We start from the raw sequence: 24,981 nt of genomic DNA on the forward strand, positions 1-24,981 counted from the left end.
TGTATGGCCACCACTGTGGTGTAAACCTTACCCAACGCGGGTCAGGTTGATGTCCTCCAGTGCCATGATCAGCGCATCGATGTTGTTGTAAGGCTGCAAGTGCACGGCTGCCCAGCTCGGGCGGTCGACGAATACTCTGCCTTGAGCACTCACCTGCACAGGCGTGCGGTAAATCGCACGGTCCCGGGAACGATGGCAGATGAAATGTGTGTCACCGATCTGCTCTGTCACGAACTGGCCCGGTCTTGCCAGACGCTGCTCCAGCGACATCGGCTGCGGTGCGCGCACGACCTGCGGGATGTTCAAATTCTCCATCTCCACCATGAAGTCACTTTTGATGAATTCGGTCTGATTACTCATCGGTCGTCGCAGATCCTCTCCAGGGTCGATGAATACACCCCGTGACGTCCCGGCCGACACGTCGTCAAGCCGTACACCGATAGCGCCCTCCAGCTCAGCGAGCCCCGGCACGTTTTTATATCGGTTGGCGTGACTGTTTCCGACCAGCGCTACCCACCTATGCTTACCCATCACTGCCTGATGCTGACGGATCGTGCGCGAAGCGAAGTAATTCATCATCTCCTGGCGCGTGGATGAGGTGGTTTCCGGCAGGCCTTTGAGGTGATAACTCGCGGCGCAATCGATGGCGCGTACCTCAAGACCGTGCTCCCGTGCCTTGATCACCAGTTGCTCGAAGTTGTAGACCTTTCTCGGGTCTGTCATGTGGCCGTTGTCGAGCGCCTTGAGACTGTGCAGCAGGCGCTTGGTCATCTGGCCGGTTTCGAAATAGCGATCCAGATCGGCTTGGTGCAAGTCTGTCAGCAGGTGCTCCAGGTACAGGGTTTTCACCTGTTGTTCGGCGAGCAAGGGCAGGTGGTCGATGATGAATCGCTTGCTGCCGACGGAGGCGTGATACTCGCCAACCACCATACCATCGGTGTGTTGGTACAGGCGTCGGATGAACTCTGCGTTGTCCGGCGTGGGTACCAGCGCGGGCATGGCTGGGCGTGGTGGCAGGTCCGCGGTCAGGATGGCGCGAGCGTCGTTGCGCAGTTTGGCTCGCAGGTCAAAGAACTTGTCCTGAACCACGGTCAACTCGTCATCGAAGAAGAAATAGTCGCTGTTCAGCCCCTTTGATTTGAAATAGGCGAGTTTGAACATCGCCTCGCGGTTTTCCCCAGGCATGTTATAGGCGGTGTCGAACAGGGAATGCTGGACAGCGGTCGGAGGGTGCTCGGCCAGCCACTGTTCAGAGGTGACGCGGCGCCAACCCGCAAATTCATCCCAGCGGAAGCCGATGTCTTCCGGCGAGCGAATGGCCGTCACCAGCGCATCGGAATCGGGAGCGGGTAACGGGGTATTGGCACCCGCAGCAGGCGTGTCGGCGTAGCGGGCGTCACCGACTTCGATCTTGAAATCACAGGCTGTGCTGCTCGCGCTTGCGTCTACCAGCTCGGCGTTACGCTGGACGCGTGTCGCCAAGCCGTCTGGAGCTTGCTCGATGTGCGCGCTGATACACCCTTGCAACTGCGTCAGGCCGGGGACCTGATCGTGGGTTGTGGCCATTCTGGGGTCGACCAAGGCTACCCAGCGCTTTGCAGGATGGGCGCTGACGTCGCTGCTGATCAGCTTGTGGCCGAAGAAATTGCTCATTTTTTGACCCGCTGTGGTGTCACCCACGGCACTGGCCACCGGATGCATCTCCAGCGGATAGCTGACCGAGGAACTCAAGGGGCGGACTTCAATACCGTGCTGATGGGCCTGTTTGATGAGGTGGTAATAATCGTACTCGCGGCTCAGATTATCCAGCGCCTTACCGTTCAGGTATTTCAGGTGGTATTTGATCTCATGGGAACCGGAGCGTACGCGCGAACCTTTGGCGTGATGCTTCGCCAGCTTGGCCTTGTGTTTGTCGGTGAACACGTGAGGGATGTACAGCACCTCCACGCGCTGATCGACCAGCGTCTGCATGTGGCTCATCAAGAGTTTTTTACTGGCGACGGACGCAGGCGCCTCACTGAGCACCAGGCCATTACTGTGATTGAAGACGTCTTCCAGAAAACCCGCGAAGGTGCTGGCGTCGTCGACGGCCGGAAGTGAGGGGCGCGGCGGAATGACCAATGGGTTGGAGAAAAACGTATTTGCATCGCGGTAGAGGTTTTCCCTGAGCTGGGCAAACGTCTGACGGTATTGCGCAAATCGTTCGGCCAAATACACCTCCACGCCAAGTCCGACAGGGTCGAGCGAGGAGCCTGTGAGGATTTCGTCGAGGTACGGTCGCAGGTTTCTCGGCAACTCATAGGCTGACAGCCCTACGGGTACAGACTCGCTCGTCTGAGGGCTGTGCGGGGTGGCGCGGTCAGCACCACCCCGCAGCCCCGGGCGTTCGACGGTATACCACTGTCCTTTCTCGTTCAGCCGCACCGGCTGACGGCCGAAAAACGAGAAGGGGTTTTCAGGGTCCACGATGTGCCAACACATCAGGCTTGTGTCGTAATGAACCTGAAAGCTCGAACCGTTCATTTCGATGTAGCACTTACCGTTGGCCAGGCTGACGCCTGCGGCATGGCCTTCGGTCGCTCGTGGCAGGCCTTCCAGAGACAGGTCGACGGCGCGAGGGGCGTTGCGTTGCGTCGGGAGATCTTCTAGCGGCTGCCAGGTACCGGTGTTGTTGCGGGTCGCGTAATGACCGGTAGGGAACACCTCATCGGCTTCGAAGCTAGGGTTGTGGTACACTTGGGCGTGTCCGTTCGCGTTGGGTTTGGCCACCAGGAACGGCTCGTCCCCCAGCGAGACAGGGAAGAGCTTTTCCGGTGCGCTCATTCTCACGGCTTCGGGTTTAAACGCAGGGCCCATGCCGGGTCTGGAGTGTTTGCCAAGTTTGCGCAACACCCCGCCGAAGCCCTTCAACCCTTGATCGAGGTCACCCACGGCGCCGGCCATGTTGAGGATCGCCGCCAGAATCAGCTCGCTGGCGTCTTCCGGTGTTTCGCCCGTCAGTGCTTGCAGGGCGTGAAGACTGTCCCGAAGTGACAGCGTGACGCCTACCGCAAACGCAGCCAGAGGAAACGGCAAGGTGATGACGGTGGCAATGATCTCGACGCTGTTCCAGATCAGTTGGCTCAGCATGTCGCTACGACCTGTGGTGGTGTCTGCCACGTCTCGCAGCTTGCGCTCAAGGGGGCGGTTGAAACACGTCTGAGCGAAGTCCAAGATCGGGTTTTTTGGTACGAAGGGCGCTTTGTGTGCGTTGCCTTTTTTCATGTCGTTGAGGAAAAACGACATGACTCGACGGATGCCGATCCTGCAGCGGTCTTTGTAGTAGTCGATCATGCCGGGCTGCTCGAGCGACTCGACGAAGGAACTGAACAGACGAAATTCGATGCCGTCAGGCGTCTCGGGCGTGTACAGCAATGCCGAGTGGCGGGTGCCGGTAGGCAGCAGGACGTAACAGCCCTGGATGGTTTCGACGTGAATCAGGTGAGTGTCGGGGATGACCAACTGATCGAGCAGGTGCAGGCGTGACGCAATGAATGGCTTATCGATGTGTATCTGCAGCGGGTACACCGGGAAGCGCGTGCGCGTGTCGGCATCACTGCGCTGAACCTTGCAGATGATTGCGTCGAGCCACTGGTACTGCTCAGCGTCGATGTGCCCCTTGAGGTAGCTGCGCAGTGCAGCGCTTTGCATCTGCAAGCGGGTGATCGCCGTGCTGGTTCGGCGTCGGTAGTCATACCCGGCACTTTGCGGGTCGAGGAGCGAGCGTTGTACCAGCGCCGCATAGTCATCGGCCAGCCATTTACCACGCACCGACCCTGCAACGCGGGCGGGTGTCAGTGGGCTCAGGTCGACGCCTTCCGGTCCGCTGAACGTCGCCATGGTGTCAGCCGACGGGTTGAGAAAGCCGATGCTGTCGTCGTAACCGTTGCGAATCATGCGGGTGTAGCTCAGGGTTTCCCGCTCTGAGTGGATGATGACGCTGTCCGGGTCGACGGTGCCGGCCGGAACATTCAGCAACTGACTGATTTTCTCGCTGGCTCGCTGCCGAACGTAGTCCTCGAACGCCTGAACCTGAGTGTGCGGTTTGGCGGCATAGTTGCGAATCGCGCCAGCTGCGGCGTCCTCAAGGGCAACCAATTGCTGACGTTGGGCGGCCGTCGCGTTCACGTACCAATCCGGTGTGCGAGTGCGCAGGTCAGACAGGTTCGTCTCGATGGTCTGCGTCACGAGGGTGCTCAGCGCCGTCTCGTAATTTGCCAGGCCAGTCAGGCGAAGGAACTGCGGCTCCGGCATCGGTTTGAGGGCGAGGGCGTCAAGTGATGCCTGGATGCCAGGGCGCAGCTCGGCGGGCAACTGGCTGAGCAGGTATTCACGCATCTGCGGGCGTGCGGACCAACCGACCAACTCCTCCAGCAACTCAGTCTCGCTGGCGAAGCTGTAAACGCGGCGATCACCCGGCGCGTCTGCCGTGAACATGACCAGCCGGCCCTGTTCGTTCTGCGTGGCCTGCTTTCTGAACAGCAGGATTCGTCCTGGCGTGGCGCTTTCATCGAGGTTCAGTTGCTGTACACACAAACCTGTTCCGTTGAGGTCGGAGGTCGTGCCGATGGTTTCGATGAGGGCGAGATCGGTTGCGCTGATGTGCCCCTGCATTTTGCCGGCCATCGCAGACTCCACGATCTGCAAGTGCAGCACGTCGCGCATGAGCTTCTGATGACCGGGTTTGGCGTACGCCCTTCGCTGGTAGTCGGCAAAGTGGATGCGCAGTTGCAACTCGTCAATGATTCGGGCGAGGTAGGCGGGCGTCAGTGCGGCATGGTGGCTGCCAATCGGGGCGTCATTAAGACGCAGGGTGGTGTGCGTCAAAAACGCCGAGCCTTCCTGCTCATCGTTTGGGTGAAGACCGTGCAGCGCCAGTTCCGGCAGCGAGCGGGTGACGGTGTAGGGCTCCCCCGTGACAGGCAGCAAGCGCTGAGTGCTGACAAAAATCGTTGCGGGATCCAGGTCATAACCCAAGTCGTTCGCGAGTCGGGTGCGCAGGCTGATCTGCGCAAAGTCTTGGGCCGAGGTTGCTCCGTTCAGGGCGCTAGACAGCGCGTCGCGGGCCTGGTCATAGCGCTTGAGATGTCCCACGTAAGTTTGCAGGTCAGCGGCCGGAGCCATTTTGACCCAGTGCGGAAGCTTTGCGCGCAATGCGCTTTCGGCCAACAACCGTTCGCGTTGTTGCAGCATCGATGCAGGACCGAACAGGCCGTGCATGCGCATGGCGTCGGTGATGCGTTCTGCGTGACGGTCCGGATTTGTGCGTCGGCCGTCGCCGCATGCGTAAATGATGTCCTCACGCTGTTTCTCGAGCTGACGCTGCAACGCAAACCGGTAAGGCGCGCCGGTGATGACGTGGAGCACAACGTCGCGCTGGCCGAAGGGGCTCAAAAACAGATCCTGATCGTCGGCTACGCTGAAAACGGACGCTTGATGGCGCTGATCGGCGTTGATCAAGAGCACCCGCCGCAATGTCTCGTCGTTAAGCCACTCAACCAGCGTCTTCAGCAGCGCTGTCAGGGTTGGGAATTCACTCAGGCCGATGCCAGGCAAGGCGAGTAGCGTTGAGCCGGTCGGATGGCTCATCACCAATGCGCCTCTGATCTCAACGGTGGTTCGCTCGTCAAGCCGCACATGAAGCGAACAGGCTTGCGGCTGTTCGCGGGTGGCCTCGTTTTGCTGGGGGGCGGGCGTGGTGAGGGATTCGGCAGCGCCAGGCGTCAGACGTCCTTCATGGCATTTGAGGATGACCTCGTCACGCAAAGCGCTTTCCAGATGGTCGGTGAACAGTTGACGACGACGCAGGCCAGAGTGGCTCGGGGCGTTCCACCACGTGTCCAGTCGTTGCAGAAAGTCAGCGGTTTCTTGCTCGATCAGCGGCGCGTCGTTGCTGTTCAGTGCGTCGACCAAGGTCTGCGTAATCGTTGGGAGTTGCGCCAGTTCAACTGACAACGTTCTATCCGACTGGCTCAGGCGTTGCAGCGCCTCGGTCGCCTGGCGATGGGTGGCCTCGGGCGAGGAGGGGGCTGGGGTGATGCGATGCATGTGATTGTCTTCCTTGATAAGCCCTGTTGATCTGAGGGCGGCAATGGCGGGTAGTCCCGCGTGATTCATTGGCCTAATCAATCACGGTTCGCTCACAGAGGCGCGATATATAGTTAACGCAGCGCATTTCGGTCAGGGGGGGGGAGCGGTCAGCGGGTTTCGAATCGAGCGGGACGGGGCGGTAAATGGCGCGCGGGACGGTTTTGTTCAGCCCGCGCCATATCTCACTTCATTACGCTATAATCCCGCCCTTTAGCTGCCCGCCGCACATTCGCGCCAGGCGCACCTTATTGATCAGGCGTACGACGCCTGTTGCAGACTTGAGAGGCGAGACCCTAGTGGCATTGACGATCCTTGGCCTGTCCGGCGCCCTTAGCCATGATCCTTCCGCGGCCCTGTACATCGACGGCAAACTGGTCGCGGCGGCCGAAGAAGAGCGCTTCGTGCGCGACAAGCACGCAAAGAACCGCATGCCGTACGAATCTGCGAAGTTCTGCCTCGAGCAGGCGGGCATCAAGCCATCCGATGTTGACGTCGTGGCCATTCCGTTTGCCCCGATCAGCCTGTTTGGCGAGGCGCGCTGGCACTACGCCAAGCGCTACTGGTACGCGCCGGATCGCGCCCTCGACGCGATCCTGATGGGTAACCGCCGCTACAAGCGCTACCGTAACAAGATCGTGTGGTGCCTTGAACAACTGGGCTTCGATCCGAAAAAGGTCAAGATCGAGCCGGTCGAGCACCATCTGGCTCACGCTTCCAGCGCCTACCACTGCTCGGGCTTCAAAGAGAAGACCGCGATCCTCGGTATCGACGGCAAGGGCGAGTACGCCACCACGTTTTTCGGCTACGGCGAAAACGGCAAGATCCACAAGATCAAGGAATTCTACGATCCGGACTCTCTGGGCGGCCTGTACGGTGCTATCACCGAATTCCTCGGCTTTGAAATGCTCGACGGCGAGTTCAAGGTCATGGGGATGGCGCCGTATGGCGATGCCAGCAAATATGACTTCTCGCGGCTGGCCAGCTTCGAAAACGGCGAGTTGGTGATCAACACCGAATACGCCAACGTCATCGGCCTGCGCCGCTATAAAGAGAAGGGCAAAGGCTTCTATTTCTCGCCGAAGCTGATCGAGTGGTTGGGTCCGAAGCGCGAAGGCGACATCGCCGACGAGCCTTACATCCACTACGCGGCGAGCATGCAGGCGCTGTTCGAGAAGCTGGCGCTGCAGATGATGGATCACTACCTGGGCGACATCCTCAAGGAAACCGGCAAGATCGCCTTCGCCGGCGGCTGTGCGCTGAACGTCAAGCTGAACCAGAAAATCATCGCCCGCCCTGAAGTCAAGGAGCTGTTCGTTCAACCCGCTTCCGGCGACGCCGGTACGGCAGTGGGCGCGGCGGCTTACGTTTCGCATCAGCGGGGCGTTCCGGTGGAGAAGATGGAACACGTCTACCTCGGCCCTTCGTACAGCAACGAAGACGTGATCGCGGCCTGCGCCCGTCACCCCAGTCAGCCAAAATGGCGCAAGCTGGAGAACATGCCGGAGCAGATCGCCAAAATCATGGTCGATGGCAATCCGGTTGCCTGGTTCCAGGGGCGTATGGAGTTCGGCCCGCGCGCGCTGGGCGGGCGTTCGATCATCGGCTGCCCGAGCGTGAAGGGCGTGGCCGACCGTATCAACCACCAGATCAAGTTCCGCGAGCGCTGGAGGCCGTTCTGCCCATCCATGCTCGACACCGTTGCGCCTCAGATGATCAAGATCGATCATCCGGCCCCCTTCATGACCTTCACTTTCGAAGTGGCCGAAGAGTGGAAAATCCGTGTGCCGGAGGTGGTCCACGAAGACGGCACTTCCCGCGCCCAAGTCCTCAAGCGCGAATACAACCCGCGTTACTACGACATGATGAAGGCGCTGGAAAACCTGACGGGCAACGGCGTTTCGCTGAACACCTCGCTCAACCGTCGCGGCGAACCCATGATCTGCTCGCCCACCGACGCCCTGAACATGTTCTTCGGCTCGGACCTGCAGTACCTGATCATGGAAGACATCCTGGTGGTAAAAGACGGCGCGGACGCTTATGACACGCTCGGCTGAGCGGCATGTATTGCAGTTCTGCCACGGCTATGACGGGCCGTTTCTCGACTGTGCACGTCAATACGCCAGCCTGTTCGCCGGCAAGGGATACCGGGTTACCACGGTATTCCTGACCGGTGCGGCGGACCCCGATGTCGCTGCGGGCTGTGCTTCTGACGAAGTGCTGTTCATGGAATACAGCTCAAAGGCCGTTCGCGGCCTCAAGCTGGGCGCCATTCGAGACCTTCGCAAAATCGCTGCCTCCCGCTCTTTCACGTTCTGCATCGCGCACCGTTTCAAGCCCATCTACATCGCCTTGCTGGCCACTCGTTTGCCCGTGATTGGCGTTCACCACGCTTTTGGCGACTATCAGCGTCGCAGCCGCAAGCTGTTTGCGCAGGTGTTCCGCGCCCGCCTGAGCTTGCTGGGGGTGTCCGATGCCGTGCGAGACGACATGCGCAGCTGCCTGCCAACATGGCCAACCGGGCGGATCCAGACGCTGTACAACCGCATCGATGTCGATGCTCTCTCGCAGACTCAACTGACGCGTGAGCAGGCCCGCGAAGCCCTTCGTCTGCCACAGGACGCCTGGATCGTCGGCAATGTCGGTCGGCTGCATCCCGATAAGGACCAAGCCACGTTGCTGCGCGGTTTCGCACAGGCGCATCCCCATCTCCCTGCGCGCAGCGAGTTGGTGATTCTGGGCAAGGGGCGTCTGGAACAAGACCTGAAGGCGCTGGCGATGGAACTGGGTGTTGCTCAGCACGTCATGCTGCTGGGCCAAGTACCTCAGGCCAGCCGCTACTTCAAGGCATTCGACGCCTTTGCCCTGAGTTCCGATCATGAGCCTTTCGGCATGGTATTGCTGGAGGCAATGGTCGCTGGCGTTCCGGTCATCGCCACCGCCGCGGGGGGCGCCAAAGAGGTCGTCGAGGGCGTGGGAATCCTGTTTCCGCTCGGTGATGCCGAGCATTTGGCCCAAGGCCTGGTTCACCTCTCGCGGCTCGACGCCGAGCAGCGTCAGTCCTGCGCTGACGTGATGCTGCAGCGCGTGCGCGAGCGCTTCTCCGACGAGTCTGTGCGCAGTGTCTTCTGGCGCTTGCCGCAGGTCACCGACCTGACGACGGAGTCCTGATGCTCAATCACTTTCAAGCCTGGCGCGAACGTGGCTGGACGGTGATCGACGCCTCGGCGTACGAGCAAGTCTGGCAGCGTTACGGGGGCAGCGTCGCCACGTACCCCATGGTGGTCGAGCGGCTCGCAACGCTGGCCGGGCTTCCTGTGCGCTACTTGGGTTGGGAGCGCGACGGCGAATTGAAAGCCGCGATCCCGACCTGGGGGCGCTCGTTGGCGCTGTCCAAGGACGTATTGAAGAAAAACGGCAAAAAGGGCCTGTTCGATCTGGGCAATGCAGAGTTGATCCTGCCGGCTGCCTCGGATGCTCAGGTGCCTTTACGTCATCAGGCTCGCTACCTCTCGGAACTCAATCAGGGCCGTATCGCCACGCTCAAGCCGCAGGCCGAAGCCCTTGCCATGGCCCGGGCCCCCGAGGACCTGTCCAAGAAGTTTCGCTACAACCAGCGACGCGAATTGCGTTTGCTGGAAGAGGCGGGCGGCGTGGTGCGTCCCATCACCGACTTCAGCAGTGCCGACATCGCGCGCATGTACTGCGACTTGTTCCAGCGCCGCTGGGGCTTCGCGGCAACCGGTGCCGAACGTATGGCAGACGTCATCGAATTGCTCCGCGAGTTGCTGATCGGTTCGGTGGTGTTCCTGAACGACGCGCCGATCGCCATTCAACTGGTGTACCGCGTGGAAGCGTGCGAGTGGATCAGCGTCGAGTACATCAATGGCGGCGTCGACCCCGAAACCCGTGATTTCAGCCCCGGCAGTGTGTTGAGTTTCCTCAATACCCAGAGTGCCTGGGAGGATGCACGGGCTCGTGGCAAAGCGCTGCGTTTTTCGTTTGGTCGCGCCGATCGTGAATACAAGGATCGTTGGTGCAACCCCGTGCCGGTATTTCACAGTTGAGTCGCAAACAGGAACTGCTCAAACGCCACCGTCGCAACAAACGGATGGCGTTGCTGGTCGCGCTGGTGGTGCTGATCCTCGTGGGGCTGCTGATTGCCTGGTGGCTGCCGTTCATTCTGGCGGTGCTGGGGTGGGTCGCTCACGAGGCCTGGTTCTCCGATCACCTGTTCTATTCGCCGCGTGACGACTACCAATATCAATTCCCGACAGGGCATGAGCTGGCAGGCGTCGCGTTGCAGGGCGATGTCCTCGCATGCGATCACTCGCGCGTCTTGACGGGCGATGACACGGTGGTCCTGGCGCTGTCGATAAAGCGCTCCTGGCTGGGATGTTTTCTGGATCCCTGCATCGAGTTGAGTGCCGGCTCTTTGCACGACCGCCAAGCCTTCGAACGTGGGGTTGATGGCCTGCGCTACCTGAACCTGACCGGGTTTCACGCCGCACTGAACGAGGGCTCGCTTCGTGTGCGTGGGCGTTATTGCAGCATCGAAGGCCAGCCGCGGTTGTGGGCTTTCCGGCAGGACGATGCACGTCGGCAGCGGGTGATGGTGATCGCCCCGCACGCCGACGACGCGGAGCTGGCCGCCTTTGGGCTGTACAGCGAGGCAGACGAAAGCTGGATCGTGACGCTGACGGCGGGCGAAATTGAAGCCGAGCACTACCAGCGCATGGGCATGAGCCCTGCTGAAGCCGCCAGGACCAAAGGTCGCCTGCGCGCCTGGGACAGTATCGTCGTTCCACGTTGGGCGGGTGTGCCCGAGTCACGGTGTGTGCAACTGGGCTATTTCTGCCTTCAGCTCCCGGCGATGCAGGCCGCCCCCGATCAGCCGATTGCCTCTCGCGAAGCCGACTTGGCCGATACGCGAGTTTTCCGGCAGTTCAATACGATGCCGCTTCCCGGCGACGTAGACGGAGCGCCGACCTGGCACAACCTGATCGCAGATCTGCGGGCGGTCATCCTCCATGCCAAACCTCAGGTCTTGGTCATGCCGCACGCGACGATCGACCCCCATCCCGACCACGTCTGCTCCCAGGCCGCCGTGCTCGAAGCGCTGGACGGGCTTGCCTGGCAGCCGAGTGTGGTGCTGGGGTATGCCAACCATCTTCACGATAACGATCGCTGGCCGATGGGTGATGCAAAGACAGGTGTCTCATTGCCACCGGTGTTTGATGCATCCCAACCGCTGGTGCCTTACAGTATCGAGCTTGGTGAAGAACAACAGCGAGACAAGGCCATGGCCTTGGGTATGATGCATGACCTGCTGCCCCCTCCGCCGCTCAAGCGTCGTGTGCGACGATGGCTGCAACAGCGCTTGGCAAGTCGACGGTGGCCTGCCGAGGGTGAAAACGAATTTTTCAGAAAGGCCGTGCGTCGACACGAGCTGTTCTGGCGCAGAGAGCTCTGATGGCCCTTGAAGTCCGTTTAAGGATGTGAGCGGGCCGGGCTGTGAGTGATCCGGTATTGTAAGGAAGCCGATGAAGGTTCTATTTCTTGTCCAGAAGGAGCAGCGCGCCATTCTGGACCGCCTCTATGAGGGCGTTGCAGCACACTGCGAATGCGACCTGCGTTGGCTGACCTCCGACGAGCAGCGCCACTTGCGCCGCTATTTCCGACAGCATGTCGATGTTTCGAAGTACGACCGCATCGTATTCTTTCTGCGGTTCAAGCAGGAAATTCGTCAGGCGAGCTTCATCCGCACGGTGCCCAACCTGGTGATCCTCGAACACGACGCCTACCAGAACTACATCCCTTGCAAATACACCGGCCAGTTCAGCGCCCATTACCGCAAGATGCCGTGGGTGCGCGTGCTCAGTTCGGGTTTCGTGGTCAGTGACCGCCTGCGCAGTGAAGGATTCGACGCCGTGTTCGTGCCCAAGGGGTACGACCAGACATTGCTCAGCGATCAGCGGCGCGAGCGGGATATCGAGCTGGCATTCGTCGGCAGCACCAACAGCGTGGCATACAGCGGTCGCAAGGCATTGCTCGACGAATTGGGGCAGGTCGAGAACCTGGTGGTCACCCGGACCAAGTCCGGCGAGGAATACTGCGACACACTGAACCGTATCCGTTTCTTCGTCAGTGCCGATGTCGGCATGGGCGAATACATGATCAAGAATTTCGAAGCGATGGCCTGTGGCTGCGTTCTGTTTGCCTATGATCAAGGAGAGGCGGAGAATCGCGCATTGGGTCTGCAGGACATGGACAATGTGGTGTTCTACCGTGATATTCCGCAGTTGCAGGCGAAACTCGCCATGTTGCGCCAGGATCAGGATCTGGCCGCGCGTATTGCGGTCAACGGGCGCAATCTGGCAGTGTCTCAGTTCAGTTTCGAGGCCATCGGTGCCCGCATCGTGCGAGAACTCGAACCTGCGCTTCGCCCGCAACCACCCATGAGCGGTTTCCAGAAGCTGCGCGCAGCACTGGGGATCTGAATTGAACGGCTTAGCCAGCGCCTATAACGACACTCATTTGAAAACAGACTGCCCTCAAACGTTTTTGCTGTTAAAGCCAGGTCGACGCGATACTGATCGCTCCCTGTGCATGCGGTCATCGAAGGTGTTATGCAAAGCCAAGGGTCAATTGCGGATATGAAATGGCCATTGGTCTCGATTCTGGTGCCGTGTTTCAACCACGAGTTGTACATCGAGGAATGCCTGCGCAGCATTCTGGCGCAGGATTACGACAATTTTGAGCTGATCGTCGTGAACGACGGCTCCACCGACGGCAGCGCCGCGAAAATCGAAGCGTTGCAGCGCTTGCACGGTTTCCAGTTTTACCAGCAGCCCAACATGGGCGTCAGTGCTGCACTCAACCTGGCGCTCAGCCATGCGCGGGGCGAGTTCATCGTTACCCATGACTCCGACGACATCATGCTGGCCGGGCGGATCCGCCGGCAGGTCAGCTACATGCAGGAACATCCGGAAGTCGGTCTGCTGGGTGCAAAGGTCATCTACATCGACTCGATCGGTCGTCCGATCAAGCATAAGGTCGCCCGGCAATCGTCCGTGCAGCGCTGGAGCTTCGACCAGTTGCTGGCGGATGCTTATGCGGTCGGGGCTCCGGTGGCAATGTACCGGCGTGAGGCGATCGATCATGTCGGCGGGTACGACCCGGCCATCAAGGTCCAGGATTTTCAGATGACGCTGAGAATCGCCCAGGCCGGTTATCAGGTCGACATTCTGCCTGATCGAGTCACGCTGTATCGCCGGCACGCCACCAACATCTCCAAAACCGCGTACAAAAGCCAACTCGTCTACGACCTGAAAGTCATCGAGGCCTACCGCGACAATCCGGCCTACGAAGCGGGGCGTCTGGCGATCATCAACAAGGCGTTGAAAGAGTCCGTCGTGACCGACAAGAAATTCGCCCGGGGCCTGTTCGCCAGCATTCCGGTTCATCGCTGGAATCGCCTGACATGGAAGAGATTCAGGCACTTTGTTTTCAAATACGGCAAACCCAAGGGTGCACAGTGAGTCAGCCTTTACAGGACAAGCGGTCGGTAAGCAGCGTTTATTCCCAAGTCACCGCGCAGTGGCGGGAGATTTCGAATCATCTGGGCCCCGGGGGCCTGCTGCTCGCATTGGGCTTGTTCTGGAGCGTCGCCGGTGTGCTGTTGACACCGACCATGAAGTTTTACAGCTGGCTGCTGACGGCATTCGTTTACTTGCCATGCCTGTACCTGATCGTGCGCTACTTCCACGAATTCCGTCATACGGTTTTGAATCGCCGTGAGCTCTGGCTTTTCTTGCTGCTATTTGTCTGGTCGCTGGTGTCGCTGAGCTGGAGTGCCGATGCCGAGCGCTACCTGACCATCATCAAACGCGAGTTGTTTTTCCTCATGCTGATCCTTGGCTGGATCGTGTGGGGGCGCACATTCAACAAGCCGCTGCAAAGCATGATGATTCTCTGGGGCGCGCTTGCCGGGCTTTACTCGTTGGCCGCGCTGATCGCCTATCCGATGCGCGGGATCGACCGGATGTTCGGGTTTGGCGGCTTCATGGACAACCCCAACCCAGCCGGTTACACGATTGCAGCGCTGGTGGTGCTCAGTTGTACATGGTGGCCGCAACGGCTGAGTGCCCGTGTTGTTTGGGCAATCCTGCAAGCATGTTCAGTGGCGTTCGTGATCATGACCGGCAGTCGTGGGTCCATCGTGTCGCTGATTGCCGTCGCTGGCGTAGTCGTGCTGCTGGGCGGTGGTCGTTTCTATCGTGCGCTGGCGATCGTGGCTTTGGTGGCCGCGGCAGCCCTGGCCATTTTCGAACCTTCGATCGTGCAACGCGGCGACTCGGAGCGGCTGATCCTGATGAAAGGCGCTGTCGAGCTGATTCAGCAGCGCCCATGGCTGGGGATCGGCCTGAGCAGCGACTACGAAGTGAGCGCGGGCGGAGTGGTATTCGGCCATTGCCACAATCTGATTCTGGACACGGCCATTCAGTACGGGGTGCCCTTTGCCGCGCTTTGGATCTGGCTCTGGCTCTGGCTGGGCTTTCGGGCATGGCGTCACCGGACGGAAAGCCTGGGGATGGCGATTCTGATGATCTGGGTGTTCGCGACGGTGGCCGTGCAGTTCGACGTCTTCACCGTTTTCGGCCGTGCGCGTGCGATGTGGATGGTGGTCTGGATGCCGTTCGTGCTTTCGCTGTGTCTCGGTAAGTCGGAAAAAAAGGAGCGCTCGATCGAGCGTCAGACCTGATCCGCACGTGCTAGGTGCTCTACGAGTACCTGGCGTTCCCATGCGTGGGCGCTGTGTTCAATGTAGGCCTCGAAGAAGAGGTCGCCGTGGTTTTGCAGTAGCCACGCATGGTCTCCCTTATAGCGGCGCATGTGCTGGAAGTTGCGCAGGCACAGGCTTTTACGCAATGGGCGACGCAGCGTCTTCATGTCAGCGATGTCGATGAGGCCGAATTCGTTGTCCGGGGTCATGACGACGTTGCCCAGGTGCAGCGAACGGAAATAAATACCCTGATTGTGCAGTTCTGCGACGAACCGGCCGAACTTGCGCAGCAAAGCCTCATCGTTGAAATACCCAGGTTCGGCAATCAGTTGGCGAAGGGTTCGACCCGGCAGTGGCCGGTAATGAACCACGTCACGGGCTATTTCCCCTACCCGGTAGGTTTCCAGCACATCGGGGCAGGGAATGCCGCGCTTGTGCAGGGTCGACGCGTTGTTCGCGAAGCGTTTGGCGTAGGGGAACAGCGCAGCGGACGACACCAGTCGCTTGCGCCTGAACAGCTTCATGAAGTTGCCATCGGTCAGGCGCAAGACCTTGTCTCCAAAAGCATCGGCCTCGATGACTTCGGCATCTTTGCGTAAGGCTTGGTAGTCAGGGTAGGCGAGTGCGCGCATGCGGGCTCCTTCGAAAAAGGCCGCCATGATACCTCAGCCGCTCGCCCCAGGCCCAACGCTCTGCGCACGGGGCTCTTCAAATCGCTCGTTGCCGGGGCGGCCCGGCTGCGTAACGTTTTCACCTACCTTGCGTGTGGTAGTATTTCGGCTCTTCTAATCGTATCGATGACCATGAGCACGCCAGAGAAACGCGAATCCTCCAGCCTGAGAATCTATTTTCGACTGCTGACTTACGTGAAACCCTACGTGGGCATCTTTTTGCTCAGCATCGTCGGTTTCGTCATTTTCGCCTCGACCCAGCCCATGCTGGCGGGCATCCTGAAGTACTTCGTCGACGGCCTGACCAACCCCGAGGCCGTGCTGTTTCCCAACACGCCCTACCTCCGGGACGTGCAACTGCTGCAAGCGGTGCCTTTGCTGATCGTGCTGATCGCCGCCTGGCAGGGGCTTGGCTCTTACCTGGGCAACTATTTCCTGGCGAAGGTCTCCCTCGGGCTGGTTCACGATCTGCGGGTCGAACTGTTCAACAAGCTGCTGGTATTGCCCAATCGCTATTTCGATACCCATAACTCCGGGCATCTGATTTCCCGCATCACCTTCAACGTCACCATGGTCACCGGGGCCGCAACGGACGCTATCAAAGTCGTCATTCGCGAAGGGCTGACCGTTGTGTTTCTGTTCCTGTACCTGGTGTGGATGAACTGGAAGCTCACCCTCGTCATGCTGGCGATCCTGCCGCTGATCGCGGTCATGGTGGGCAGTTCCAGCAAGAAATTCCGCAAGCAGAGCAAGAAAATCCAGGTGGCGATGGGGGATGTCACCCACGTGGCCTCGGAAACCATTCAGGGTTATCGCGTGGTCCGCAGCTTCGGCGGCGAAAAGTACGAAGAGGAACGCTTTAAAAAGGCCAGCACCAGCAATACCGACAAGCAACTGCGCATGACCAAGACCGGCTCGATCTACACGCCCATGCTGCAGTTGGTCATCTACACCGCCATGGCTGTGCTGATGTTCTTGGTGCTGTGGTTGCGTGGCGACGCGACGGCGGGTGATCTGGTGGCGTACATCACCGCCGCGGGCCTGTTGCCCAAACCGATTCGCCAGCTCTCGGAAGTCAGTTCGACGATCCAGAAGGGTGTGGCGGGCGCGGAGAGCATTTTCGAACAGTTGGATGTGGAGCCGGAAATCGATACGGGCACCGTCGAGCGCGAGCGTGTCGAAGGCCATCTGGAAGTGCGTAATCTGAGTTTCGCCTACCCGGACACCGATCGAACAGTGCTGCATGACATCAGTTTTTCCGCCTCGCCCGGTCAGATGATCGCGCTGGTAGGGCGTTCGGGCAGCGGCAAATCGACCCTGGCCAACCTGATTCCTCGCTTCTACCACCATTCATCGGGGCAGATCCTGCTCGACGGTGTCGAAATCGAAAACTATCGGTTGCGCAACCTGCGCCGCCATGTGGCCCAGGTGAATCAGAACGTGACGCTGTTCAACGACTCCGTTGCCAACAACATCGCCTACGGCGATCTGGCCGGTGCCCCCCGCGCGGATATCGAGGCTGCCGCTGCCGATGCCTATGCCAAGGAGTTCGTCGATCAATTGCCGGAAGGGTTCGACACGCAGGTAGGTGAAAACGGTGTGCTGCTCTCCGGTGGTCAGCGGCAGCGATTGGCGATTGCCCGTGCTCTGTTGAAAAACGCGCCATTGCTGATTCTCGACGAAGCGACGTCGGCACTGGACACTGAATCCGAGCGGCACATTCAGGCCGCGCTGGATCACGTTATGAAGGGCCGTACAACGCTGGTCATCGCGCACCGGCTGTCGACCATCGAACGGGCCGACCTCATTCTGGTGATGGATCAGGGGCGTATCGTCGAGCGAGGTACCCATCCTCAGTTGCTGTCCAAAAATGGTTATTACGCGCGGCTGCATGCCATGGGGCTCGACGAACCGGCACCGATCGGGGCGGTTTGATCCTTTTCGGATGATTGCGCTCTGACAATTGTCGAGCGCCCGAAACCTTGTAGGAGCGCGCTTGCCCGCGATTGCGATTCATCAGTCAAGGTCCATGTGATTGATGCACCGCAATCGCGGGCAAGCGCGCTGCTACAAGTGCAATTGTCGTCAACGGTCCCACTCACTTTTCCCCAAGGCATCAAGCCTTCGCAAACCCTGTGCTAAGATTCCGCCCCTGTTCATTTTCAGTTGCGGGTTGTTCGATGAAGTTGTCCATGCCACGTTTCGATCAGGCACCAGTTCTTGTGGTGGGCGATGTCATGCTCGACCGCTATTGGCATGGCGGCACGTCGAGAATTTCCCCAGAAGCCCCGGTCCCGGTGGTGAAAGTCGATCAGATCGAAGACCGGCCGGGCGGTGCCGCCAACGTGGCGCTGAACATCGCCGCGCTGGGAGCCAAGGCGTCGCTGGTTGGCGTGACCGGTGAGGACGAAGCCGCCGAGAGCCTGGGCAACAGCCTCAAGGCCGCGGGCGTCACGGCGCGCTTCCAGCGCATCGCGCAACAGCCTACGATCGTCAAGCTGCGCGTCATGAGCCGCCATCAGCAATTGCTGCGCATCGATTTCGAAGAGCCTTTCGCTACAGACGCCGATGCGCTGGGCCGTGAAGTCGACGCCTTGCTCGACGGGGTCAAGGTGCTGGTCCTGTCCGATTACGGCAAGGGCGCACTGAAGAATCACCAAGTGCTAATCAAGGCCGCGCGCGACCGGGGTATTCCCGTGTTGGCCGACCCGAAGGGAAAGGATTTCGCGATTTATCGCGGCGCCAGCATCATCACCCCGAACCTCAGCGAATTCGAAGCCATTGTCGGCCCCTGTGCCGATGAGGCTGAACTGGTCGCCAAAGGCGCGAGGCTGATGACCGATCTGGAGCTGGGGGCGCTGCTGGTGACCCGTGGCGAACACGGTATGACGTTGTTGCGCCCCGATCAGCAAGCCCTCCACCTGCCCGCACGTGCCCGCGAAGTCTTCGACGTGACCGGCGCCGGTGACACCGTGATTTCCACCTTGGCCGCGGCCATCGCTGCCGGTGAAGAATTGCCCCACGCCGTGGCACTGGCCAACCTCGCGGCCGGTATCGTCGTCGGCAAGCTAGGGACCGCGGCGATCAGCGCCCCCGAGTTACGCCGTGCCATTCAGCGTGCCGAGGGTTCCGAGCGAGGGGTGCTGAGCCTCGATCAGTTGCTGCTGGCGATCGAAGACGCCCGGGCGCACAACGAAAAAATCGTCTTCACCAACGGCTGCTTCGACATCCTGCATGCCGGCCATGTGACCTATCTGGAGCAGGCCAGCGCCCAAGGGGATCGCCTGATCGTTGCGGTGAACGACGACGCCTCGGTCAGTCGCCTCAAAGGCCCCGGCCGCCCAATCAACAGCGTCGACCGTCGCATGGCTGTGTTGGCCGGCCTGGGCGCCGTGGACTGGGTCATCAGCTTTTCGGAAGGCACCCCGGAGAACCTGCTGAGTCACGTCAAACCTGATGTGTTGGTGAAGGGCGGGGATTACACCGTGGACCAAGTGGTCGGGGCGCAGATCGTGCAAGCCTACGGGGGCGAAGTGCGTGTGCTCGGGTTGGTTGAAAACAGCTCCACCACGGCCATCGTCGAGAAAATTCGCGGCCAGTGAGTGATCGCTCCACCCGCTCGACAAGCGCCTGTAGGAGCGCTTGTCGGCAAGCGGTGGCAGTCAGGCTCAAGGGCATCGAAGCAACCCCTCATGAGCGCTCTTCTCTCCACTAGGACTTGTGCAACTTGTGCCGCGCCATGCGCAGCAGTTGTTTGGCACCCACTTTCAATCGCCGCTTGATCCCTGCCTTCTTCGCCTTAGGTGGCACCAGCCCTTGCTGCACCAGCCAGTCTTTCCAACGAATTCGCTCGTCCCGCACCACCCAGCCATCCTGGGCTGCAAAACTTTCGGCCAGGTACAAACCGCGCGTGCCCGCAGGAGACAACTTGTCGTTTTTCAAGGTGTAGAGTTCGGGCAGCGGTTTGCCATTTTCCAAAGGCATGAGATACAGGTCAGGCTTGCTGCGGTTGAGGCGTGCCACCAGTTCATCTTTCTCCAGCGCCTCGTCGACGTGGAACAGGCTCAAGGGGCGGGCTTCCTTCGGCACCTCAAGGCGCAGGTCATAGATCAATTGCAACGATGCCGTCGGCAGATGGACGTAGGCGCGAGGTCGCTCGATCAGGTTCATGCTGCCGCAACGCACCGGGCGCGCCGCGCCTGAAAGCGGGCTCAAGCGAAAGGGCATCGCCTCGCGGTAATGCAACGCCGACGCGTAGGGGGTCGGCAGCCACGTGTCATTGAAGCGGCCGCTGAGCCACCCCTGTGGCGTTTCGATCAGGCATTCTTCGGCGACCTCCTGAATGGCGGTCAGCAGCGGCAGGTTGAGCTCATGTGCCGGCACGTAGCCGGAGATCAGCTTCAGCACCACATCGCCGCGGTCCTGCCGCCGTTGCCGGACCAACACCCAGTAGTCGCGGTTCTGCCAGGTGAGGGTGAGGCGAACCGAGACCCCCAGATTGGCCAGTTCGGTGGAAAAGCGTTCGCTGTTGTCCACTTCGATGTTGCGGCGACGTTGCAGGGTCTGGGAAAAATTGAGCGGCATCCCGACACTCTGGTAGCTCAGGCCTTCGGGTGTAGCTTCGACGAACAGTGGCAGGGTTTTGAAATTGCTCGGGTTCTTGCGGATCAGCGTTCGCGGCATATCGGCTCCTTCTTGCGTTGGGGTCGGCCGCGGCAGTCAGCGCCGTTGACGGTACTGATGGTCTAGCACGGCAGCGGCAGTGGCCACGTTGTGGGACAGGTGCAATGGATTGATCGTTCCGACGATAGCACCGGTCACGCCAGGATGCTCGAACAGCAATTCAAAGCTGGCCTGCACGGGGTCGACGCCGGAACTCAGGCAGGCGTGCCCGCTGGCCAACGCCTTCTTGATCAAAATGCCTTTGCCGTGCGCGGCGGCGTAATCGAGCACCGGCTTTTCTGCTTGTTCATTGAGGTTGTAGGTGACCATGGCGCAATCACCGTGTCGCAGGGCCAGCAGCCCACCTTCTACGGTTTTGCCGGAGAAGCCCATGCCGCGAATCTTGCCTTCGTGTTTGAGGTCGGCCAGGGTCTGGTACACCTCGCAATCGTTGAGTACGTGCAGGTCATTACCGTCTGAGTGGACCAGCACCAGATCAATGAAGTCCGTTTCCAGACGCTTCAGGCTGCGCTCGACCGACATCCGTGTGTGCGCGGCGCTGAAGTCATGGCGTGACTGGCCGGCTTCGAATTCCTCACCGACCTTGCTCACGATGACCCAGTCATGGCGTTGGCCGCGCAGCAGTGGCCCCAGGCGCTCTTCGCTACGGCCATAGGCGGGGGCCGTGTCGATCAGGTTGATGCCCAGATCACGCGCGAGCTTGAGCAGCCTGCGTGCTTCGTCGTCATCAGGGATGGTGAAGCCGTTGGGGTATTTGACGCCCTGATCGCGGCCCAGCTTGACGGTGCCCAAGCCGAGCGGCGAAACGTCGAGGCCCAGATTGCCCAGTGGGCGGTGCCAATCATGCAGGGTCTTCATGGCAGCAATACATCCCATACCGGTTTAGCCAAAGGCGGCTTGGGCAGGTCGGGGTATTTCGGCTGTGGTATCGGATGAATGGCATCGCGGGACAGCGACGCCAGGACACGGTCGGCGAAGTCCGGGGCCAAGGCCAGCTTGGTCGGCCAACCCACCATCAGACGGCCTTGGACATCGAGAAAAGCGTTGTCGGGGCGCACGAGGCCGGATTGCATAGGCTCGGCTCGGTCGACACGCAGTGTGGCGAACTGCGCCTGGCTCAGGTCGACCCATGGCAGCAATTGGGCGAGTTCCTTTTTTGCCGTGGCGATCTGTTCAGCCGGTTCACGGGCCACGCCGTCGGCCTCGGAAAGGTCGCCGCCGAGGTACCAGACCCACTCGCCATTCGCCGCAGGGTGCGTGGTCACGGTGATGCGTGGCTTGGGGCCGCCCCCCAGGCAATGCGCGTAGAGTGGCTTGAGTGTCGGCCCTTTGACCATGACCATGTGCAGCGGACGACGCTGCATCGCGGGCTGGTCGACGTTCAGCATTCTCAGCAGGTCGTCCGTTCCGCCGCCCGCGCTCAGCACCACGCGCTGGGCATGAATATCCCGGCCGTCGACCCGCAGCCCGACCACTTCCCCTTCATCGAGCAGCGGCTCGATCTTCTCGCCTGCCAACAGGCTGTCGCCAGCCAGGGCTGCCAGATTCTCGATCAGGCTCGGAACGTCGATCACCAATTCCGCAAGACGGTAGACCTTGCCTTTGAAGCGCGGATCTTGCAGGGCAGGGGGCAGTTCTGCGCCCTTGACCTGATCGACGCGACCGCGCACCGCCTTGCTGGCGAAGAAGCTGGTGAGGTTGCCCGCCAGCGTCCCTGGCGACCAGAGATAATGGGCTTCGGACAGCAGGCGCACACCGGAGAGATCCAGTTCACCCTTTCCCGAGAGCGCGTCGCGCCAGCGACGGGGCATGTCGGCGATGGCCTCGGAAGCGCCGGACAACGCGCCGTGCAGCGCGTACTTGGCGCCCCCATGGATGATGCCTTGCGACTTGACGGTCTGCCCGCCACCCAGGCTGTCGCGCTCCACGACCACTGTCGAAAAGCCCTGTCGACGCAAGCGCGCGTTGAGCCAGAGACCGGCAACGCCTGCGCCGACAATCAGGACGTCAGTGGAGATAGCAGATGGCATGGAAACCTCAAATGGCGAAACGAATCGCGCCATTATGCTGCTTTTCTGGGCCGCTTTTAAACGATTGCCTCAATGGCCGGCCGTTTTCGAGAACAACTGAATCACCACCACGCCAGCCACAATCATCGCCATGCCCCCAATCGCTGGCAGGTCGAGCTTCTGGCCGTAGATGATCAGCGCGGCAATGCTCACCATCACAATGCCCATGCCTGCCCAGACCGCGTAAGCCACGCCCACTGGAATCGTGCGCACCACCAGCGTCAGCATCCAGAACGCCGTCGCATAGCCCACAATGACCAGCAGCAAGGGCAGAGGGGTGCTCAGCCCCTTGACGGCTTTCATGGAAACGGTCCCGATGACTTCTGCACAAATGGCAATCGCGAGCAGGTAATAGGCGGACATGGTGAAAATCCTCTTGGCAAATACACCCTTCGATGGCTGAGGATTTTAGAGGCTGTATAGATGGGGTAAAGTCATTACCTATCTCCCGAATCGATAGGTTGAGCGACATGCAATGGAGTCTGGAGCAGATCCGGTTGTTCGTCGGCGTAGCCGAGCAACGCTCGTTCTCGGCCGTAGCGCGTGATGCGAAGCGCGCCCAGTCAGCGGTCAGCAGTGCGATTGCCCTGCTGGAAACCGATTTGGGCGTCAGCTTGTTTGACCGGAGCAGCGGCCGTCAGCCCCGATTGACCGAGGCGGGCAGCGCCCTGCTGGAAGAAGCGCGGGAATTATTGCGCCAGTGTGATCGGCTGGAAGGCCGGGCGTTGGCGCTGATGCGTGGGCAGGAGGCGCGTCTGCGCCTGGCTCACGACGAGGCGATGCCCTATCAGCCAGTGCTCGATAGTCTGGACAAATTGGACCAGCGATTCCCCAGCGTCGAGGTGCAACTGGCCAGCGGTGCCCAAGGGGATGTGGCCCGCAAACTGGTGGAGCGTCGCGCTGACCTCGGTCTACTGTTCCATCATGAACAGATGCCGGATGCGCTCGAGCGTCGGGTGCTGGGCAGCGTGGAAATGGTCACGGTGTGCGCCACCAATCACCCCCTGGCCCACGAGCCGATGGTCACTCGCCAGCAACTTGCCCGGCACCGTCAATTGCTCATCGCCCCTCAGCAGAGTGGTTACCCTGGCGGGGAGCCGGTCAGCCCGCAGATATGGCGCGCTGACAGCTTCTACGTCATGGCCGAATTGCTGATGCGTGGACTGGGCTGGGCCTGGTTGCCGCGCCATGTCGTTCAGTACCCGGCGTATCAGAATCAGATGATCGAGTTGAGCAGCGAATGGACACCTCCGGCGTTGGTGGTCGAAATGGTCTGGCGCCGCGATGAGCCATTGGGGCCTGCTGCTCAATGGCTGGCCGAATGTTTCACCCATCACCTGAAGGCCATTGGCTGATAGACTTCGCGCCCATGAATAGAACGCTCTACACACTGCTGTTTCATCTTGGGCTGCCGCTGATTGCCTTGCGTCTGTGGCTTCGAGCCCGCAAAGCGCCCGCTTACGCGCAGCGTATCGGCGAGCGTTTCGCCCGCGGACTTCCAATGATGCAGCAGGGCGGCATCTGGGTTCACGCCGTCTCGGTGGGCGAAAGCATCGCGGCGGCACCGATGGTGCGCGCGCTTCTGGCGCGTTATCCACACCTGCCGCTGACCATTACCTGCATGACACCCACAGGCTCGGAACGCATCCGCTCGATGTTCGCCAACGAACCCCGAGTGCAGCACTGCTACCTGCCCTATGATTTTCCCTGGGCGGCCGCCCGATTTCTCGATCACGTACGGCCAAAGATCGGGGTGATCATGGAGACCGAGCTGTGGCCCAATCACATTCATCAATGCGCCAAGCGCGGCATTCCCACCGTGTTGGCCAATGCGCGTCTATCGGAGCGCTCAGCACGGGGTTACGCAAAGTTCGCGCGGCTCACACGGCCCATGCTGGCGGAAATGAGCCTGATCGCCGTGCAAACCGAAACCGAGGCGCAGCGTTTTCGCGACCTGGGCGCACATCCGGAATGCGTGCAGGTCACGGGTTCGATCAAATTCGATCTCACCGTTGACCCGCAATTGCTCAGCCGCGCCGCCCGGCAACGCGCCGATTGGCAGACCCTCGATCGCCCCGTCTGGATTGCTGCGAGTACCCACGCCGGTGAGGATGAGGTGGTCTTGTCCGCCCATCGCCAAGTATTAGCGCATCATCCAGACGCGCTGCTGATACTGGTGCCGCGCCATCCCGAACGCTTCGACAGCGTGTATGAATTGGTCCGCCAGCAAGGCTTTACCGGTGTGCGTCGATCCTCCGGTGAGCCGGTCACCCGCGAGACAGCGGTGCTGGTCGGTGACACCATGGGCGAATTGCTGTTTCTCTACGCACTGGCTGACATCGCCTTCGTGGGTGGAAGTCTGGTGCCTAACGGTGGGCACAATCTCCTGGAGCCTGCTGCGCTGGACAAGCCTGTCCTGAGCGGTCCGCACCTGTTCAACTTTCTTGAAATCGCCGCGTTGCTGCGCAATGCGGGGGCTTTGAAGGAGTCGAGCGACGCGGTGGGCCTGGCAGCGGCGGTGCAGGGTTTGATCGAGCAGCCTGACCAGGCGAAGGCGATGGCGGATGCCGGGTTGGCGGTGATCAAGGCCAATCAGGGGGCGTTGAGCAAGCTGCTGGACGGCATCGGCGGCCTGCTGCGCTGACGA

At 60.5% G+C, this 24,981-nt stretch carries 17 protein-coding genes; 11 read left to right on the forward strand and 6 right to left on the reverse strand.

Annotation, left to right across the window (positions count from 1 at the left end):
• Positions 1-27: 27 nt before the first annotated feature.
• Complete coding sequence (locus N5D61_RS09420; RefSeq protein ID WP_279892248.1) at positions 28-6,087, reverse strand: membrane-targeted effector domain-containing toxin; 6,060 nt, start codon at positions 6,085-6,087, stop codon at positions 28-30.
• Positions 6,088-6,425: 338 nt separating this feature from the next.
• On the opposite strand from N5D61_RS09420, the gene N5D61_RS09425 reads away from it, so the two are divergent.
• The 7 genes from N5D61_RS09425 (at position 6,426) to N5D61_RS09455 (ending at position 14,890) form a co-directional block, all read left to right on the forward strand.
• On the forward strand, positions 6,426-8,183 hold the full coding sequence (locus N5D61_RS09425) for a carbamoyltransferase (protein ID WP_279892250.1): 1,758 nt from the start codon (positions 6,426-6,428) through the stop codon (positions 8,181-8,183).
• Positions 8,167-9,297 carry a glycosyltransferase gene (locus N5D61_RS09430; protein WP_279892252.1) on the forward strand — a complete coding sequence of 377 codons (1,131 nt, stop codon included), beginning with the start codon at positions 8,167-8,169 and terminating at the stop codon, positions 9,295-9,297. Before N5D61_RS09425 ends, N5D61_RS09430 begins: the two co-directional genes overlap by 17 nt.
• A complete protein-coding gene (locus N5D61_RS09435; RefSeq protein WP_279892253.1) occupies positions 9,297-10,193 on the forward strand; it encodes an antimicrobial resistance protein Mig-14 in 897 nt (298 codons plus the stop codon). Before N5D61_RS09430 ends, N5D61_RS09435 begins: the two co-directional genes overlap by 1 nt.
• Complete coding sequence (locus N5D61_RS09440) at positions 10,190-11,599, forward strand: PIG-L family deacetylase (RefSeq protein ID WP_279892422.1); 1,410 nt, start codon at positions 10,190-10,192, stop codon at positions 11,597-11,599. The genes N5D61_RS09435 and N5D61_RS09440 overlap by 4 nt, the downstream gene beginning before the upstream one ends.
• A 70-nt stretch (positions 11,600-11,669) precedes the next feature.
• Complete coding sequence (locus N5D61_RS09445; protein WP_279892254.1) at positions 11,670-12,626, forward strand: glycosyltransferase; 957 nt, start codon at positions 11,670-11,672, stop codon at positions 12,624-12,626.
• A 156-nt stretch (positions 12,627-12,782) separates the two neighbouring features.
• Positions 12,783-13,667 (forward strand): glycosyltransferase family A protein, encoded by an 885-nt coding sequence (locus N5D61_RS09450; protein WP_108237551.1) that lies wholly within the window; start codon positions 12,783-12,785, stop codon positions 13,665-13,667.
• A complete protein-coding gene (locus N5D61_RS09455) occupies positions 13,664-14,890 on the forward strand; it encodes an O-antigen ligase family protein (protein WP_158541436.1) in 1,227 nt (408 codons plus the stop codon). The genes N5D61_RS09450 and N5D61_RS09455 overlap by 4 nt, the downstream gene beginning before the upstream one ends.
• On the opposite strand, the gene N5D61_RS09460 is transcribed toward N5D61_RS09455, so the two are convergent.
• Positions 14,881-15,543, reverse strand: coding sequence for a toluene tolerance protein (locus tag N5D61_RS09460; protein ID WP_108237347.1), 663 nt, complete (start codon positions 15,541-15,543; stop codon positions 14,881-14,883). The genes N5D61_RS09455 and N5D61_RS09460 overlap by 10 nt on opposite strands.
• A 171-nt stretch (positions 15,544-15,714) precedes the next feature.
• Here N5D61_RS09460 and msbA point away from each other — a divergent pair, with 171 nt between their 5' ends.
• Positions 15,715-17,517: a lipid A export permease/ATP-binding protein MsbA gene (gene msbA, locus N5D61_RS09465; protein ID WP_279892258.1), complete on the forward strand. Its 1,803-nt coding sequence runs from the start codon at positions 15,715-15,717 to the stop codon at positions 17,515-17,517.
• Positions 17,518-17,762: 245 nt separating this feature from the next.
• Positions 17,763-19,184, forward strand: coding sequence for a bifunctional D-glycero-beta-D-manno-heptose-7-phosphate kinase/D-glycero-beta-D-manno-heptose 1-phosphate adenylyltransferase HldE (gene hldE, locus N5D61_RS09470; RefSeq protein ID WP_279892259.1), 1,422 nt, complete (start codon positions 17,763-17,765; stop codon positions 19,182-19,184).
• A 109-nt stretch (positions 19,185-19,293) separates the two neighbouring features.
• Here hldE and N5D61_RS09475 read toward each other — a convergent pair whose 3' ends face one another.
• The 4 genes from N5D61_RS09475 to N5D61_RS09490 form a co-directional block, all read right to left on the reverse strand.
• Positions 19,294-20,265, reverse strand: coding sequence for a metal ABC transporter ATPase (locus N5D61_RS09475; RefSeq protein ID WP_279892261.1), 972 nt, complete (start codon positions 20,263-20,265; stop codon positions 19,294-19,296).
• A 36-nt stretch (positions 20,266-20,301) separates the two neighbouring features.
• Positions 20,302-21,123: an aldo/keto reductase gene (locus N5D61_RS09480; RefSeq protein ID WP_279892262.1), complete on the reverse strand. Its 822-nt coding sequence runs from the start codon at positions 21,121-21,123 to the stop codon at positions 20,302-20,304.
• Entirely contained in the window at positions 21,120-22,295 is a 1,176-nt protein-coding gene (locus N5D61_RS09485) for an FAD-dependent oxidoreductase (RefSeq protein ID WP_108237342.1), read from the reverse strand. Before N5D61_RS09485 ends, N5D61_RS09480 begins: the two co-directional genes overlap by 4 nt.
• A 69-nt stretch (positions 22,296-22,364) precedes the next feature.
• Positions 22,365-22,697 carry an SMR family transporter gene (locus tag N5D61_RS09490; RefSeq protein ID WP_108237341.1) on the reverse strand — a complete coding sequence of 111 codons (333 nt, stop codon included), beginning with the start codon at positions 22,695-22,697 and terminating at the stop codon, positions 22,365-22,367.
• 107 nt (positions 22,698-22,804) lie between these two features.
• Here N5D61_RS09490 and N5D61_RS09495 point away from each other — a divergent pair, with 107 nt between their 5' ends.
• Positions 22,805-23,689, forward strand: coding sequence for a LysR family transcriptional regulator (locus N5D61_RS09495; RefSeq protein ID WP_108237340.1), 885 nt, complete (start codon positions 22,805-22,807; stop codon positions 23,687-23,689).
• Positions 23,690-23,703: 14 nt separating this feature from the next.
• Positions 23,704-24,978 carry a lipid IV(A) 3-deoxy-D-manno-octulosonic acid transferase gene (gene waaA, locus N5D61_RS09500; protein ID WP_279892263.1) on the forward strand — a complete coding sequence of 425 codons (1,275 nt, stop codon included), beginning with the start codon at positions 23,704-23,706 and terminating at the stop codon, positions 24,976-24,978.
• Positions 24,979-24,981: the final 3 nt, after the last annotated feature.

The organism is Pseudomonas sp. GD03842 (genome assembly GCF_029841165.1).
Taxonomy (GTDB): Bacteria; Pseudomonadota; Gammaproteobacteria; order Pseudomonadales; family Pseudomonadaceae; genus Aquipseudomonas.

Bases quoted from the DNA above. Each gene is read 5' to 3' on its own strand.
- N5D61_RS09460 (WP_108237347.1), bottom strand. From the start codon at position 15,543: ATGCGCGCACTCGCCTACCCTGACTACCAAGCCTTACGCAAAGATGCC.
- N5D61_RS09485 (WP_108237342.1), bottom strand. From the start codon at position 22,295: ATGCCATCTGCTATCTCCACTGACGTCCTGATTGTCGGCGCAGGCGTT.
- N5D61_RS09420 (WP_279892248.1), bottom strand. From the start codon at position 6,087: ATGCATCGCATCACCCCAGCCCCCTCCTCGCCCGAGGCCACCCATCGC.
- N5D61_RS09480 (WP_279892262.1), bottom strand. From the start codon at position 21,123: ATGAAGACCCTGCATGATTGGCACCGCCCACTGGGCAATCTGGGCCTC.
- msbA (WP_279892258.1), top strand. From the start codon at position 15,715: ATGAGCACGCCAGAGAAACGCGAATCCTCCAGCCTGAGAATCTATTTT.
- hldE (WP_279892259.1), top strand. From the start codon at position 17,763: ATGAAGTTGTCCATGCCACGTTTCGATCAGGCACCAGTTCTTGTGGTG.
- N5D61_RS09475 (WP_279892261.1), bottom strand. From the start codon at position 20,265: ATGCCGCGAACGCTGATCCGCAAGAACCCGAGCAATTTCAAAACCCTG.
- waaA (WP_279892263.1), top strand. From the start codon at position 23,704: ATGAATAGAACGCTCTACACACTGCTGTTTCATCTTGGGCTGCCGCTG.
- N5D61_RS09490 (WP_108237341.1), bottom strand. From the start codon at position 22,697: ATGTCCGCCTATTACCTGCTCGCGATTGCCATTTGTGCAGAAGTCATC.
- N5D61_RS09495 (WP_108237340.1), top strand. From the start codon at position 22,805: ATGCAATGGAGTCTGGAGCAGATCCGGTTGTTCGTCGGCGTAGCCGAG.
- N5D61_RS09435 (WP_279892253.1), top strand. From the start codon at position 9,297: ATGCTCAATCACTTTCAAGCCTGGCGCGAACGTGGCTGGACGGTGATC.
- N5D61_RS09450 (WP_108237551.1), top strand. From the start codon at position 12,783: ATGAAATGGCCATTGGTCTCGATTCTGGTGCCGTGTTTCAACCACGAG.
- N5D61_RS09445 (WP_279892254.1), top strand. From the start codon at position 11,670: ATGAAGGTTCTATTTCTTGTCCAGAAGGAGCAGCGCGCCATTCTGGAC.
- N5D61_RS09430 (WP_279892252.1), top strand. From the start codon at position 8,167: ATGACACGCTCGGCTGAGCGGCATGTATTGCAGTTCTGCCACGGCTAT.